Raw genomic sequence first — 14,582 nt, 5'->3', positions numbered from 1 at the left:
AATAAATTCTGAATATTTGTTTATCGTTTTTTTTCTTGCGATTTTCACGTTTCCATTCGTGCGATTTCCAGCGTCCAAACAGAAGAAAACCGCCCTTTTTATAGGACGGCTTTTGGATTTAACTTCCCATCTGCCCACAATCAGCCGTGATGATTTGACCCGTCATCGCTTCTTGCTCCAACAAGGCGCAAATCAGCTTGGCGATATCCTCCGGCGTTGCGATCCGTTGTAGCAACAAATGACCAGCCAGCTGCTTCATCCTCTCTTCCTTGCCTGCCCACCATCTCGTAGCCACCGCTCCTGGGGCAACGCTGCAAACTCTAATTTCCGGGGCAAGCGCATGAGCGAGCGATTTTGTCAGCCCATGCACCGCAGCCTTGGAAACAGCATACGGAAGCGATGATCCTGTTCCGGTCAGACCAGCGATGCTTCCCACATTCACGATAGCTCCGCGTTTCTTTTTCTTCATATAAGGTGCTACCGCTCTCGCACAAAAAAACATGCTTTTGACATTGACAGCGTAAAGCTCATCCCACACTTCGGACGTCTGTGCTTCCAGGTCATCCATTGGGATGTGGCGCGTGATACTTGCGTTGTTTACCAGCAAATCGACTGTCCCGAACTGCTCCACCATCGTATTTACCATTTGCCTTACTTCCCTGTCGTTGGATACGTCGGCTTTTATACAGATGGCATTCCCTCCCTCTTTTTTTATCAGCTGCACCGTCTCTTCCGCATCTGCCTCAGAACGGGAATAGTTCACGGCGACGAGCGCCCCCTGCTGTGCCAGCATCATGCTTGTTGCCCGACCAATTCCGGTACCACCGCCTGTAACGAGAGCTACTTGATTTTTCAAATTCATTTTCCATCACTCCAGGACCATTTTTTTATGAAGCTATTTTTTTCGTAGATGCCACGACAAGTCGGTTTCCCTCCCAATTGACCAAGAAAATACCGATGCCAATCAATAAACCACCCGCGCCGACGTACCATTCCACGCGCTCACCGAGCAAAAGCCAGCTGGTGAACACTCCGAAAAGCGGCACGAGAAAAAGAAAGGAGCTCGTTTTCCCAGGATCGCCGCGGTGAAGCAGATAAAACCAGAGTGTAAACTGGACAATCGAGCACATGACCGCGAGCCAGAGCACGACCGCAACGGATTTGACTGTCACCGTAAAAAAGGGGTGTTCAGTGACAAAGCTCATGAGGAGCAACGCGATTCCGCCAGTCAGCATCTGATACGCAGCCAGCACGTTTAAGTCAAAGTTCGGGGACCACCGTTTGATAAACAGAGTCGCCGAAGCAAAGCTGACTGCACCCGCGAGACTAATGAACGTGCCTGGCTGCATACCGAGATGAAAGCCCAGCGCAATCGCCACACCGACAAAACCGATTGCCACACCAAACCACTGGCGGACCCGGTAAACCGCTCCGGCGATGAGCGTTCCCATGATGATCACGAACAGCGGACTCGAGGTGGTAAGGATGGCCGACTCGCTTGCTGAAATCCAGCGCATGCTGAAAAATGCGCAGCCCATCACGCCAGCAGACTGAAACAGACCGATGATGGCTGCCTGAAGCCACTGCATCTTGCCCAAGGGTTGCTTTCTTTTGTAGCAGAAAAGGGCAAGCAATCCTCCAGCCAGTACAAAGCGCATGCCCATCAAAAGGAACGGTGGTGCATACGAAAGGCCGATCTTGCCAACAGGAAAGGCAATTCCCATCAAAAACGTTGTCACGATAATCAGACAGGCATACTTGAGCTTGTGCATGATGACATCCCCTTTGCGCGAAATACTCATATGGCATATTGTAAGGGAGTCTTGGTTTTTCGTATAATGATCATAACAGATACTAGTTATCATTCGTGGTGATACCTAAATGGGACGGAGGTAAAATGCGATGGAGAGCGGGGATCTCCGTATCTTTCAAATGGTAGCTCGAGAAGGCTCCATTACAAAAGCCGCTTCAAGGCTTGGCTATGTCCAATCGAATGTCACCGCGCGTATTCAGCAGCTGGAGTCGGAGCTTGGCACCGTACTGTTTTTTCGCCATAACCGCGGTATGACACTTTCCTCAAGCGGGATAACGCTGCTTGCTTACGCCGATAAAATTGTCGGTATGCTGGACGAGGCGACCAAAGCACTCACCTCCACCAGTGAACCTAGCGGACCCTTGATGATCGGCTCAACGCAGACTGCTGCCGCTGTGAGGCTACCCAAGCTGTTTGCTGCCTACTACGAGCAATACCCGAATGTATTGCTCTCGCTGACTACTGGTCACACGCAGTTTTTAATGGAAAAAGTGCTGCACTACGAGCTGGACGGAGCCTTTATCGGCTGTGAGTGCGAGCACCCGGAGCTACAGTCCATTCCCGCCTTTGATGAGGAGCTTGTCATCGCTTCCGCAACCGCCATTACCGACCTCGATGAAGCACTTGCCCGACCGAGCCTCGTCTATGGCCACGGTTGTACGTATCGGGCAGTCCTCGAGCGTTTTCTACATACGCGTGGCTTTATTTCTCCTGTCATCATGGAGTTCGGGACAATCGAGGCGATTATCGGCGGTGTCTCGGCTGGACTCGGTATTTCTCTGCTCCCACGGACCGTGACCTCTCGACCTGAGACGGAGGGGATCATCCGTACCCATGAGATTCCCGATTCCTTGCGCCATATGAAAACCGAGTTCATCATGCGTAAAGATTCTTTTATCAGCAATGCCCTGCGTGCATTCATCGAAATGCGTTTTGATAATACGGCTGCAGGTACGTAAACGATAAAAAGCTATTTCCCTGGGGAGATAGCTTTTATCGTAGAGTTAGTCGTCTATTTTATTTATCCCTTTGCCAGTAAGGACGCTGTCTTCGTGTTTAGCGAGCATCCTCACTTTCGGAGAACAAGCTACTACGGAATACTTCCTTCCCTTCGAATAAAGTCAACAAGACCTTCGTCTCATTGATTTCTGTTACTGGAATCTCCTCTAAATTTTTATCTAAAACGACCAGATCCGCTTTTTTGCCTACCTCGATAGAGCCCCGCTCATTCTCTGCGAAAATCAAATGCGCGCCATTGATGGTATAGCTGGCAATCATCTCATCGAGAGATGCTTTTTCGTTGGGCCATACTACTTGATTGAGATCGGCTTCCGTGGTTTTATCCCGATCCAGCCTCGTTACCCCTACCTCAAGACCTGTAAATGGCCGGAAATCACTAAGGAATTGAGCGGTGGAGGGAAAGTCACTTGATGAAGCAACAGGTATTCCTGCCTCAAAATAGCTATTCAACCGATTGAGGTTTTTCAGCTCTTCTCCCTTTACGCCTTCATACCAGTCATTTCCAAACCACGCAGGCTGAGGAACAGGGATTACGCCTAACTCCTTAAAGCGCGCGACATCTTCTTCCCGAACCCAATCGATATGAGTGATCGCATGCCGGGAATCTCTTTTTCCATTGACTTTAGCCGCATATTCAAACGCGTCTAACACGTTGGCACTCGGGTAAAATCCCTGGATGCCGATTGCATGGACATAAATACGGAAACCTTCTTTGTCCAAGGCAGCTACGGTCTCCTCTAGTACATCTTGATCCCAAACCAGCTCATTGTCGCCGACCCCGTCAGCAAATATTTTGATAGAGTCTACCTTAAATAAATTCCCTTGATACTTATCACGTAATTCCTTCAATCTCTCAATCTGCTTGGTTCCCTTCGTTTCATCTGCCCATAACCCGAGATCGTATCGTAAGGTCAATTTACTCTCCTTGTCCATCTCCTCAAAGGCTTTCAGCAGATTTTCTGTTGGATAATGAACGGGCACGAATACCGAGGTAACTCCATTTTCAGCAGCAAACGCCTGCCAGGCCAAAATCGTCTCTTTGTATTCCTGAACCGTAAAGTCTGGTTGAGGAAGTGCATTGATCACCAGATTATGAGCAGAAAATTCTTGCAAAATCCCTGTCGGATCTCCTGTTTTCGGATCGCGTTCAATAATACCGCCTTGTGGATCAGGTGTGAGTTTGTTGATCTTTGCATTCTCAAGAGCCTTGGAGTTGACCCATAAATCATGATGACTGCTCGAGATAAAGACAACAGGCATATCTGGAACAATTTGGTCAAGCCATTCTTTAGGACCTAGCCCGCTCGTTTCGATTAACTCCCGTTTCCAGCCCACGCCACGCAATTGCTTACTTTCAGGATGCTCCTTTACGTAATCCTTGATTGCCTGTGCATATTCTTCCAGGGTGGACAAATTCGTTACATCCAACCAAAACAGGCTTTCTGCCATCAGGTACGCATGGGCATGGCTATCGATAAAACCGGGCAGCACCATTTTTCCCTTTAGATCAATCACTTTCGTGTCGACCCCGTTGAAAGCTGCAGCTCCCGCGACACTCCCTACATAAAGAATCTTCCCATCTTTAACCGCGACCGCCTCTGCCTTGCTGTGCGCTTTATCCACGGTGTAAACGTTTCCATTTGTAAGAATCAGTTCAGCCGCATGATTCTCGTTACTCTTCGCCCATGCACTCCCCGTAAATACCGAGGCAAACAGCAAAACAACTAGGAAAACGAAAGAGTACTTTTTCATCGTCATCAAATCACCCTCCAGATCCTTTTTACATTTTCGTAGCTTCCTCATTCTGGTGACGCAAGCTCTGCTCGTTCGTATTGCGCAAGAGGGATACGGAGATGAAAGAGGCTACACTGAGCGCACACGTAAAGACAGCAAGAGGTACCCAGGAATTATGGTAAGCGCTAAGCAAAAAGGTGGCGACAATCGGTGCTGTTCCTCCAAACAAGGCTGAGCCTGTTTGATAGCCAAGGGTTATTCCTGTGTACCCAACATTTGTCTGGAACATTTCTGAGAACATCGTTCCGATAATGCTTGCGATCGAAGACCAAAATATTCCGAGGGCAATGATCGAAACGGCATATACCCAAAAAACGGATTGTAACGAGAGGAGGTAAAAATAAGGGAAAGAAAAGACAGCAAGAGCGAATGCCCCTAGTAAAAAAACGCGTTTGCGTCCAATTTTGTCTGATAGTATTCCCATTAGTGGAATACAGATCGTTGTCACGAGGGTCGCAATCGAAATGACATTGAGCGTTGTTGTTCTGGTAAAACCAATATTCGTCGCATAGCCAATAAAAAATGTTGTAAATAAATAGAATGGTCCAACCTCGACACATTTTGCCCCTAACGAAATGAGCACGGCTTTCCAGTGATGACGAAGCACCACAAAAAGCGGAACTTTCACGACATTCCCTTTCTCCTTTTCTTCATTGAATGCCTCGGTTTCCCCAAGCCCCATCCGGATCCATAGACCAACCCCTACTAGAAGGGCGCTGAGCAGAAAAGGAATTCGCCAGCCCCACGATAAAAACTGCTCTTCGGGAAGTAGACTCATTAAGGATATAGAGAATGTTCCAAGCAACATGCCAAGCGGGATCCCCATAGCCGGGAAGCTTCCAAAGAAGCCACGCTTTTCTTTGGGTGCACTTTCTACCGCTAGTAGAACGGCTCCTCCCCATTCCCCGCCAAGCGCCACCCCTTGGATGAGTCGCAGCGTCACAAGCAGGATCGGTGCCAAAACTCCGATGGTGCTATACGTCGGCAATAATCCAATGCAGACAGTAGAGATTCCCATTAAGACCAGCGAGATGACAAGCGTGTTTTTCCTGCCAAATTTATCGCCCGTATGGCTGAAAATAAGACCGCCTAGAGGCCGGACAAAAAAGGTCACCCCGAACGATGCATAGGCAAGCAGCAAACTGACGAATGGATTATCGCTCGGAAAAAACAACTTGTTAAACACAAGGGAAGCAACCGTCCCATAAAGAAAGAAATCATAGAATTCGATCGTGCTGCCAATTAGAGTCGCGAACAGCACTTTTTTGGATTTTACTACAGGTTGACCTTCCCTTTTCATAAAACGCCTCCTTGGGCCATACTATGATTTCGATAAAAATGAATAGCCTTTTTAATAGAAGCAACCCGTCCATTTGGAAAAAGGCAGCTTTCATAGCTTGTGTTTCCATCGGGCGGGTTGCTCTCTGTCACTTATACTTACTTGCTGTAATAACGCACTTCAAAAATTTTGCAGCCATTCGGAGACTTCCACGGCCCGTGCTTCATTCCCGGCGGGCGGCATGCCACCATCCCGTGCGTAAACTCTTCATTTAATTCCAGATCGATAATCGATCCTTCGATAATATAAAGCTCCTCCCAAAAATCATGAATTTGAATACCGTTCGGTGAGGTATCCGTACCTGGTTCGAATTGAAGGATCCGGGTAGCAACATTCTTTTCCGGGTCTTGGGCTATAATTCTTTCGGAAAGTCCTTTCACACTACTGAATGGTGTTGCTTCAAACTTGCGGTAATCGGTAAATTCCCATTCTGGTTTTGCCATGTCGTTATGCCTCCTCAGCGTCTTTTAATAGCTTCATATCGTATTTCAATTGAATCGTACTGCCTTTTTTCGGATCACGAAGCTCGGCAACAAAGGTTCCCCCATAGTGGAATGTTCCGGTATGCAATGGCAAGGTTCCACAAAACACTGCCATTCCCTTACTCTCATAATGGCGTTCTCGCAAAATATGGAGCAGCTCGTCCGGGTTGAGGAAGCTTCCTAATTTTCCCCTCTGATATTCGTGCCGAACTCCCTCTTTGATGATCCAGCTCTCCATCTCGATCTCATCCCAGTAGTCCCTCACCTGATCCAACGGCCATACTTGGGAAGAAACGGGTTTTAAGCACACCTGCTTCGACTTTTGAATCGAAGTCGCTTCCAGCACCCGATCCGTATGATCGCTGCCAAGCCCCAGATACCATACTCCATATACATCCAGTAAGACAGCCTCTGCTTCGCCACTACTATGATTGTGAACAACTGTAATTTCCTCGGTCACCTGCAGAAGCTCCGGGGAGAGGTCGTAAATCATCGGAACACGCGGAGGAGCCGGAATTCCGAGCTCTTTGAGTTCGTCAATATGCTGCTGAACAGCCTTTTGATCTTTTCCGGTATAGCCGGCAATAATTAATCTGCTCGGCTCCCATTGCAGCTGAATCCCATTGCTATACATTTGCATCGTAGATGTCGTCACTCCTTACTTTTTGCGAGATTTAGGTCAAGATCCGATGTTTCAACTGCGGGAAAGTCTCTCGGATATGTTGGATCTGCTTTAGGTCGATTTCCGTTTTCACGATCGTCTCCTGCTCTCCACCCGAGGCGAGAACCGTCCCCCACGGGTCCACTACCTGGCTGTGCCCGCCCAAGAATGTGCCTCTGGTCATGCCGGCGCAGTTACTTGAGATCAAACAACATTGATTTTCCAACGCCCTGACCTGATTAAACAGGTTCCAATGCATTAGACGTCGGTGTGGCCACGCAGATGTCACCAGGAGCAGCTCGGCACCCAGATCAACCTGCTTGCGGAAGAGTTCGGGAAAGCGCAAATCGTAGCAGGTCGCCAAACCTACCTTTCCGAGCTTTGTCTCTACCACCACAACTTCATCGCCGCGGGTTACAAGTTTTCCTTCATCCGAGCCGTATCGAAATAAATGAATTTTGCGATAGTTGGCGATCCTATGACCTTGTGGATCAAACAGAACGCTTGTGTTATACAGGTTTTCGCCATCCTTTTCGACGAAGCTTCCCGCAAATAGGTACGCACCCAGCGCCTTCGCTTTAGCGGAAAACGTCTCAGTAAAAGGTCCGTCTATCGGTTCTGATTCCTCCTCATACCGATCGAAAGAAAAATATCCAGTCGCCCAGATTTCCGGCAAAACGATCAGATCGTATCCCTCTAGCTCGTCAAGCATCGCTCCGACCCTGTGCATGCGCTGTGCTTTCGACTCATCGTCGCTGATTTCAACTTGAACAGACGCCACTTTCATATGGTTTCCCTCCTTTATCGATTGTCTATGGAACGCTGGCTGATAAAGCGACATGGGAAGCGTGATTAGGGCGTGTAAGTGGGCTGCGGCAGCTCGTACGAATGCAGGAAACGATCCACGAGACCAACGGCTTCTTGATAACCGTAGTTTCGATAGGCGTATCCTTTCACTACAAAAGGTGCGCCGTTGTAGAACATTTCGTACTGTTGATGGCGGCCACCGAATTCAGATCCGATAATATCCCAGGCCAATTTGAAAAGCTGAATCTTTTGCGTGGAATCAGCGTTCCCGCCACGAATGTATTTTTGGATATCAGCAGCCGTGTCAGGGTGGATGAGCTCTTTGTAACTGGATGGCCCCTGCAGCACCCCGCCCCCTGCCAATTCGCGCAAAACTTTGATCACACTCGAGTAGATCGTATCCTGCATCCCGACAATGCCGTACAGGTATCGAGGGTTAGGGCGAACAACCCCATTTTCGTCATGCAGACATTCGTATTCAGAAGCGAGCATCATCCCCTCCACGCAGGATGCAATGGATGCAAGCTCCCCCAACTTTTCCTGCACTTGCGGGAATTTATCTGTTCCGTTTATTTCCGCGATTTTCCGTGCAACACCAATCATAAATTTCAATTTTGTAGTGAAGCGGATTTGTGCCTGGTTATTCCCGAGCGCATGCGCTGGTGTCTCATGGAATTGCGCTCGAACGATATCGATATTTTTGTAGATAAAGACTTGCTCCCACGGAATAAACACATCGTCGAATACGACAAAAGAATCGCTTTCATCAAACTGCGTCGATAGTGGATAATCAAAGGTGCTCGGTTTGTTTTGCGCGTAGCTCGGGCGCGCATACAATTTCAGGCCAGGTGCGTCCATCGGAACGGCAAAAGAAATGGCGTAATCTTCGTCTCCCGGGCGCAGCGGAGAAATAACGCTGCAAAATAGATAATCGCTTACCGCAGAACCCGTTCCCAGCATTTGCGAACCACGAATGATAATGCCGTCTTCGCGTTCTTCATAAACAGCCATCGCCACGTATTTTTCATCCAATTCATGTGCGGCTTTGCTGCGATCGACCTGCGGCGGAATGATGACATAGGATACATAAAGGTCATTGTCTCTTACTTGCTTATAGAAATGGATGATATTGTCCTTGAAACGCTCTCCACCTCGTTCAAAAACGTGCGCTGCGCCAGCAAAACTCGCCAGAAAAGCCGCCACATGATCCGGGCTGCGTCCGACAAACCCGCAAGTAGCCTCCGACCATTTCCGAATAGCCTCTCTTCGTTCTTTCAGATCTTCACGGCTTCTCGGAATCATGTAAATTTTATTGGCGATTGTTCCATCTTCCGTTGTGTACGTCATCTTGTTTGTCTCATCTGCCGATATGTCGTACAGCTTCGCTACGGTCTGGATGATTCCGGTAAACGCGGGATGCTTCGTCACATCCTGTACACGTTCTCCATCGATGTAAATGCAACGGTTATCCTTTAGCGAATCCATATACTGTTGTCCAGTTCTCATGTCGCCGCCTTCTTTCAGGGTAATTAGTTTTGTACTTCGTGTTGTGTATTGTGTATACATAAATAGTGTTAAAAAAACGCTTTCTCAGGACTCGAATATCGGTCAACCGTAGATGATGTCCTTTACTTCTTGATCGAGCTTTTTTACAAGCTCAGCGTTATAGGTTTTCATAAAGGCCGGCTCCGTGACGATCTTTCCGCCATAAAAGATGATGTCCCGAACCTCTTGAACGTCTACCTCAAGAATAGCCAGTTTGAGTGTGGTCCCCTCTGTCTGCCTTGTTTTTATCGCCGCTTTTCCAATGATCGCGTAGACGCTTTCCAATCCGATAAAAGTAAGAACCAAGTCGGGATCGTTCTCCAGGATGCTTACAAATTCTGACTTGGCATCGATGGCAAAACGGATCTTCCTCTCATTTACGGCATACACCCACGATAAAGCCGTGGTATAGACCTTTTCGCTTTCCTTGTGTACGACGCTTAGCAGCATGATCGTACTTCCCTGAATCAGGGAAACCATATCCTGGCTTAGTTCTTCAACCGGTTTGCCCATGTATTCAATCCTCCACTCCACATTTGCTAGATTTTGATAGGGAAAGCGTTTCGGTAAGAGAGAGTCAATCTCTACCAACGTCGCTTTATGTATACACAATACATAATACCGCATTGTGTAGTCAATAGTTTTTTCAATATTCGAGATCTAGCCGCAGGATCCCGCAAACCGTTTACTCCGCTCCCTTTCATATACCATTTTCCCATCCATGACAGTCAAAACGGTTTTCGCATTCTTTATCTCGTCTGCCGGAATGCTGAACAAGTCACAATCCAGCACAGCAATATCGGCAAGCTTGCCCATTTCCAGCGTGCCCAGCTCATGCTCTCGGTGCACGCCAAATGCTCCACCCAGCGTGTACGAACGAATGGCATCCGCTAACGCAATCTTCTCTGCTTCATTCCAAGGCTCTGTACCCGTATAATCCATGCGCGTCAAGGCACGATGAAGCCCCAAAAGCGGATTGATCGGCGCAACCGGGAAATCGCTCCCAAAAGCAAGTCGTGCGCCTGCTTCCTGCAACGTTTTGATCGCATAGCAGTATCGGGATTGTTCCATGCCGAGCACATCTGTATAGCTCTCCTTTGGCATCAAGGCCAAGTGAATCGGCTGCATGGAGGCGATGGCACCCACCTCGGCAAATCGGGGAATATCTGCAGGATGAATCACCTCCACGTGTTCGATGGCATGACGGAGCCCACTTGTCTGATTCTCTTTTTTCGCTTCCATGAAAGAATCCAGCGCCAGACGGATGGCTCGATCACCGATGGCATGAAAACGGATTTTGAAGCCCTCTTTCTCCGCTTCCTTCACCCATTTTTTGATCTCTTCTTCTGGAAAGGCAGGTTCACCATGTGATCCCGGTTTATCCCGATATGGCTCCAGCATATAGGCGGTATGTCCTGTCACCACTCCGTCGATAAATTGCTTTAATCCGCTCATCTGCAGTTTTTCAGAACGAAATTCATCGCGAAGCGCTTTTGCCCGCTCGATATCTCCATTCATGGACGGATAAAAGTGGATCCGAGTCGTCAGCTTCCCTTGTTCATCAAAAGCTTTGAATAAGCCGAAATCCTCCAATGCCTCATTTGCTCGGCTGGCGTATAGATCGTCGACAGAGGTTATGCCGTGTTTGGCAGTATGGCTTAAAAAGGCTGTGAGCATGGCCTCCTGCTTTTCTCTGGAAAAGTGGTACGCCATCCTCGTGATGAGCACCATCGCCGTTTCATGCAAAATACCCGTCACCTCACCATTTTCATCCTTCTCGATGATCCCGAAGTCAGGAGCTGGCGTTGTATTGTCGATCTTGGCACGTTCCAATGCACAGCTGTTTGCCCAGCCGTAATGGGCTTCCACATTCATGAGAAAAACGGGACGGTCTGGCAGCAGCCGATCCAGCGAACTTTTGTGCGGGTCATTTTTGTTCACCCATGCATTTCGATCCCAACCAAATCCAATAATCCACTCTTCTTCTGGGTGACTATCGGCATACTTTTTGACAATCGCCGCCGCCTCTTCCTCCGATCGTGCTTCTCCGAGCGATACGCTGAAGTTCTCCACCAGACTGCCGAGGATCACATGCAAATGAGCATCGTGGAACCCGGGCAAAATCAGTTGATCATGGTATGTCAGCACCGTTGTTTCCTCGCCTGCATAGTCCTCGCTCTTTTCTATTGAACACACATCCACGATTTTGTTGCCCAAAATGACGACTGCTGCTTCCTCAGGCTGATCTGCCAAGCCAGTGAATATCTTGTTTCCTCTCAAAATCAGATCTGCTTTCATACATGTCCTTCTTTCGTTCAAGTGATTTCAGGCGGCATCCATTCCCATTTGCGGCGGCTGCTGTTTAAAGCCTTTTGTCAACACTAGCAAATAGACAAATCCAATGATCAACCAGGAGATTCCAAGAACAAGTGAATAGGAATCCAGATTTAGCAGGAGATATAGATCCATGGCTGTCCCGATAATCGGAAAGAGCAGATTCCGAAATGCGCCCACTCCTGAACGCTCCTTTCTACGGATGTAAAAATGCATAATAACAGAAATATTCACGCAACTAAACGCAAGAAAGGCCCCAAAATTAATCAGTGACGCTGCTGTCCCGAGCGACAGGAATAATGCTGACAGACTAATCAGACTGACGAACAATAGATTGCGTGCCGGCGTTTTGAAGGTGGGATGAATGTAACCAAACCATTTCTTGGGCAGCACGCCATCCCGCCCCATGGAATAAAGCAGCCGTCCCACGCTCGCATGCGAGACCATGGCAGAGCCAAATGTCCCCGTCGCGATCATGACGATAAAGAATGAAGCCAGAGCCTCTCCGCCTATATACTGGATAATCTCAAATGCTGCTGAATCTGGGTTTGCAAAAGATGCATAGTCCGGATACACCAGCTGGGCGAGGTAGGAAACCGCAATGAAGACGATTCCGCCAATGATCGTCACGAGCAGCACTGCCCGAGGAAGCGTTTTCTCCGGCTTCTTCACCTCTTCTGCAAACGTGGTGACCGAATCAAATCCCAGGAAGGAAAAACATAGGATGGAAGCCCCTGCGACAACAGTGGAAATATCGATTCCATGCTGGAAGAACGGCGAGATGGAAAACAATTCGAAGACACTCTGATTGGTAAGGATATGTCTGATCGACAGGAAAGAAAATACGACGATGAAAAGGATCGCACAAAGATTGACCACTAGGCTGACGTTGGCTGCAAGCTTGACTCCTCTCACATTCACAACCGTTACCAGCACGAGCATCAGTAAGATCCATACGTATACAGGTACGGAAGGAATGGCAGCGTGGATAAAGTTAGCAAAGACCAAATAATTGACCATGGGTAAAAACAAGTAGTCGACCAGAATGCTCCAGCCCACCATAAAACCAACCGATGGAGAGATCGCTTTTTGCGCGTACGTGTACGCCGAGCCAGAAATCGGATAAGCGGACGCCATCCTCCCGTAGCTAAGTGCTGTAAACAGCATCGCTATTAATGCTAGAATATAAGCGGAAGGCACCATCCCTTGCGTCATTTGTGCTACAATCCCATAGGTACTAAAGACAGTACCCAGTGCCATGAAAGATATGCCGAATAAGACAAGGTGTGCCAAGGTTAGCGTACGTTCCAGGCGAGTGTCTTCCAATAAGTATTCCTCCTTCTTTGTGGTTTTGAAGCTTTTTTGGCCGGTGTGGAGCGAACCTGTAACTGCTTTCCTCCGACTGTTAAAAAAGCTTAGCTCCATAGTAGTGGGTGGACTTATCTATAGGGCAACTGCCTATTTCGAGCCGTTTTCGACAAAAGTACGGAGTATACTCCAGGGAAGGACTACCCATATGAAAATCGGTTTGTTTGCAAAGAAATTTAATGTCTCCGTTGATACGGTCCGCTATTACACCAGCTTAGGCTTTTTAATTCCTATCAAAAAAGAATCCTACTATGAGTACGACCAGACTTGTGAAGACGATATGGCGTTCATAACCCAGCTAAAATCCCTTCACTTCACGTTAAATGAAATCGACAACATCCTGAAAGTAAAGCGCGTTACGTTATTGCGCGATCTTGATGACTGGGAAAGGTTCGTACAGCTATTGGCAGCCAAAAAGGATGAATTGGCAGCAGAGATAGCGAGACTGTATGAAGCAATGTCAAATATTGATACGATCATCGAATCCGTTCACCACAAAAAAGAAGAGAAGACAGTTACAGGCATTTCCCTTTCGCTGATCCCCTTGCTGCGTTGCCCAGTCTGCTTTGGCCCCTTCCAATTGCAAAATACACTCATTTTGCAAGAGTGGATCGTGGACGCTTCCGTTCATTGTGAATGCGGTTATGGGGCCCGGATTGAGGGCGGAATCTTGTATGCACCCAATCTGGATGATTCGATCGAGAACAGTGCCTACCTGTACGAGCCGAAAACCGTAGCCGAGGTCACAACTGAGCTGACCCGACTCATGGAGAAAAGCGGCCTGTTTATTTACCAGCTCCTGAAAAAAGCACCTTTGACCAACAAGGTTATTTTGGAGCCAAGCATTGATACGTTTGTGCTGCTGCCGAAATACTTGCATTTGCTTCCGGATGACGCCTTATATATTTTTTGCGGCAGTAATCAGGAAATGGTAGAAAAGCTGAAGGGAAAAATCACCTATATCAATCCCAAGCTAAAAGTGCTTTATATCGTCAACACATCCCTGCATCTACCGATCGCCAACAATAGCGTTGACTACATCATCGATAGCCTTTCCTTCAACGACTATGCGCTATTTAATCCCGTCTTTCCACTTACCAAGCTTAGCCGGCATTGCAAAGACGACACGTCCATTATCGGAATTTTTTCGCATTACAAAAAAGGTACAAAATCGATTCAAAAAATGTACGAGCTGTATCCGAATGCTTTACCGTTAAACTTTGAAAAAGGATTTATTCAAACCCATATGGAAATCTGCCATTTTGAACTGGTGGAAACGATTCCAATCGGTGAAACGAAGCAGCCGGGGATTTATATCGAGCATCATGTAGGAGAAGAAAGCTTTCACATGGAAGGGTATATGGCAAAAAAACGGTGTGATTCCTAAGAATCACGCCGTTTCTATAGAGTACAACTATG

At 47.8% G+C, this 14,582-nt stretch carries 13 protein-coding genes; 2 read left to right on the top strand and 11 right to left on the bottom strand.

What is annotated here, in order from left to right; all coding sequences use genetic code 11:
- Positions 1 to 118 precede the first annotated feature (118 nt).
- Both EDM59_RS05000 and EDM59_RS04995 read right to left on the bottom strand, forming a co-directional pair.
- A complete protein-coding gene (locus EDM59_RS05000; RefSeq protein ID WP_122922585.1) occupies positions 119 to 862 on the bottom strand; it encodes an SDR family NAD(P)-dependent oxidoreductase in 744 nt (247 codons plus the stop codon).
- A gap of 25 nt (positions 863 to 887) precedes the next feature.
- Positions 888 to 1,772, bottom strand: coding sequence for a DMT family transporter (locus tag EDM59_RS04995; RefSeq protein ID WP_122922584.1), 885 nt, complete (start codon positions 1,770 to 1,772; stop codon positions 888 to 890).
- A 130-nt stretch (positions 1,773 to 1,902) separates the two neighbouring features.
- Here EDM59_RS04995 and EDM59_RS04990 point away from each other — a divergent pair, with 130 nt between their 5' ends.
- Positions 1,903 to 2,772 (top strand): LysR family transcriptional regulator, encoded by an 870-nt coding sequence (locus tag EDM59_RS04990; protein WP_122922583.1) that lies wholly within the window; start codon positions 1,903 to 1,905, stop codon positions 2,770 to 2,772.
- Between the two features lie 97 nt (positions 2,773 to 2,869).
- Here EDM59_RS04990 and EDM59_RS04985 read toward each other — a convergent pair whose 3' ends face one another.
- From EDM59_RS04985 to EDM59_RS04945, 9 genes are all read right to left on the bottom strand, one after another.
- Positions 2,870 to 4,591 (bottom strand): amidohydrolase, encoded by a 1,722-nt coding sequence (locus EDM59_RS04985; protein ID WP_183192804.1) that lies wholly within the window; start codon positions 4,589 to 4,591, stop codon positions 2,870 to 2,872.
- A 22-nt stretch (positions 4,592 to 4,613) separates the two neighbouring features.
- Entirely contained in the window at positions 4,614 to 5,927 is a 1,314-nt protein-coding gene (locus tag EDM59_RS04980; RefSeq protein ID WP_122922581.1) for an MFS transporter, read from the bottom strand.
- Positions 5,928 to 6,064: 137 nt separating this feature from the next.
- Positions 6,065 to 6,409, bottom strand: coding sequence for a cupin domain-containing protein (locus tag EDM59_RS04975; protein ID WP_122922580.1), 345 nt, complete (start codon positions 6,407 to 6,409; stop codon positions 6,065 to 6,067).
- Positions 6,410 to 6,413: 4 nt separating this feature from the next.
- On the bottom strand, positions 6,414 to 7,088 hold the full coding sequence (locus EDM59_RS04970; RefSeq protein ID WP_122922579.1) for a DUF2848 family protein: 675 nt from the start codon (positions 7,086 to 7,088) through the stop codon (positions 6,414 to 6,416).
- 34 nt (positions 7,089 to 7,122) lie between these two features.
- The gene (locus EDM59_RS04965) at positions 7,123 to 7,896 is read right to left on the bottom strand and encodes a carbon-nitrogen family hydrolase (protein ID WP_122922578.1); all 774 of its coding nucleotides are present in this window, start codon (positions 7,894 to 7,896) and stop codon (positions 7,123 to 7,125) included.
- Between the two features lie 65 nt (positions 7,897 to 7,961).
- On the bottom strand, positions 7,962 to 9,422 hold the full coding sequence (locus tag EDM59_RS04960; protein ID WP_122922577.1) for a 4-hydroxyphenylacetate 3-hydroxylase family protein: 1,461 nt from the start codon (positions 9,420 to 9,422) through the stop codon (positions 7,962 to 7,964).
- A gap of 102 nt (positions 9,423 to 9,524) precedes the next feature.
- Positions 9,525 to 9,974, bottom strand: coding sequence for a PNPOx family protein (locus EDM59_RS04955; protein ID WP_183192803.1), 450 nt, complete (start codon positions 9,972 to 9,974; stop codon positions 9,525 to 9,527).
- Between the two features lie 147 nt (positions 9,975 to 10,121).
- A complete protein-coding gene (locus EDM59_RS04950) occupies positions 10,122 to 11,759 on the bottom strand; it encodes an amidohydrolase (RefSeq protein WP_122922575.1) in 1,638 nt (545 codons plus the stop codon).
- Positions 11,760 to 11,786: 27 nt separating this feature from the next.
- Positions 11,787 to 13,121: an APC family permease gene (locus tag EDM59_RS04945; RefSeq protein WP_122922574.1), complete on the bottom strand. Its 1,335-nt coding sequence runs from the start codon at positions 13,119 to 13,121 to the stop codon at positions 11,787 to 11,789.
- Positions 13,122 to 13,311: 190 nt separating this feature from the next.
- Here EDM59_RS04945 and EDM59_RS04940 point away from each other — a divergent pair, with 190 nt between their 5' ends.
- A complete protein-coding gene (locus EDM59_RS04940; protein ID WP_183192802.1) occupies positions 13,312 to 14,550 on the top strand; it encodes a MerR family transcriptional regulator in 1,239 nt (412 codons plus the stop codon).
- Positions 14,551 to 14,582 lie beyond the last annotated feature (32 nt).

This window comes from Brevibacillus nitrificans, from assembly GCF_003710965.1.
In the GTDB taxonomy this organism is placed as follows: domain Bacteria; phylum Bacillota; class Bacilli; order Brevibacillales; family Brevibacillaceae; genus Brevibacillus; species Brevibacillus centrosporus.
Note: the sequence above shows the minus strand (reverse complement) of the source record. Positions and strands in the feature narration are given on the sequence as shown.

Excerpts from the sequence above, each read along its gene's own strand:
- EDM59_RS04970 (WP_122922579.1), bottom strand. The coding sequence starts at position 7,088 with ATGCAAATGTATAGCAATGGGATTCAGCTGCAATGGGAGCCGAGCAGA.
- EDM59_RS04990 (WP_122922583.1), top strand. The coding sequence starts at position 1,903 with ATGGAGAGCGGGGATCTCCGTATCTTTCAAATGGTAGCTCGAGAAGGC.
- EDM59_RS04975 (WP_122922580.1), bottom strand. The coding sequence starts at position 6,409 with ATGGCAAAACCAGAATGGGAATTTACCGATTACCGCAAGTTTGAAGCA.
- EDM59_RS04995 (WP_122922584.1), bottom strand. The coding sequence starts at position 1,772 with ATGCACAAGCTCAAGTATGCCTGTCTGATTATCGTGACAACGTTTTTG.
- EDM59_RS04980 (WP_122922581.1), bottom strand. The coding sequence starts at position 5,927 with ATGAAAAGGGAAGGTCAACCTGTAGTAAAATCCAAAAAAGTGCTGTTC.
- EDM59_RS05000 (WP_122922585.1), bottom strand. The coding sequence starts at position 862 with ATGAATTTGAAAAATCAAGTAGCTCTCGTTACAGGCGGTGGTACCGGA.
- EDM59_RS04960 (WP_122922577.1), bottom strand. The coding sequence starts at position 9,422 with ATGAGAACTGGACAACAGTATATGGATTCGCTAAAGGATAACCGTTGC.
- EDM59_RS04965 (WP_122922578.1), bottom strand. The coding sequence starts at position 7,896 with ATGAAAGTGGCGTCTGTTCAAGTTGAAATCAGCGACGATGAGTCGAAA.
- EDM59_RS04985 (WP_183192804.1), bottom strand. The coding sequence starts at position 4,591 with ATGACGATGAAAAAGTACTCTTTCGTTTTCCTAGTTGTTTTGCTGTTT.
- EDM59_RS04950 (WP_122922575.1), bottom strand. The coding sequence starts at position 11,759 with ATGAAAGCAGATCTGATTTTGAGAGGAAACAAGATATTCACTGGCTTG.
- EDM59_RS04955 (WP_183192803.1), bottom strand. The coding sequence starts at position 9,974 with ATGGGCAAACCGGTTGAAGAACTAAGCCAGGATATGGTTTCCCTGATT.
- EDM59_RS04940 (WP_183192802.1), top strand. The coding sequence starts at position 13,312 with ATGAAAATCGGTTTGTTTGCAAAGAAATTTAATGTCTCCGTTGATACG.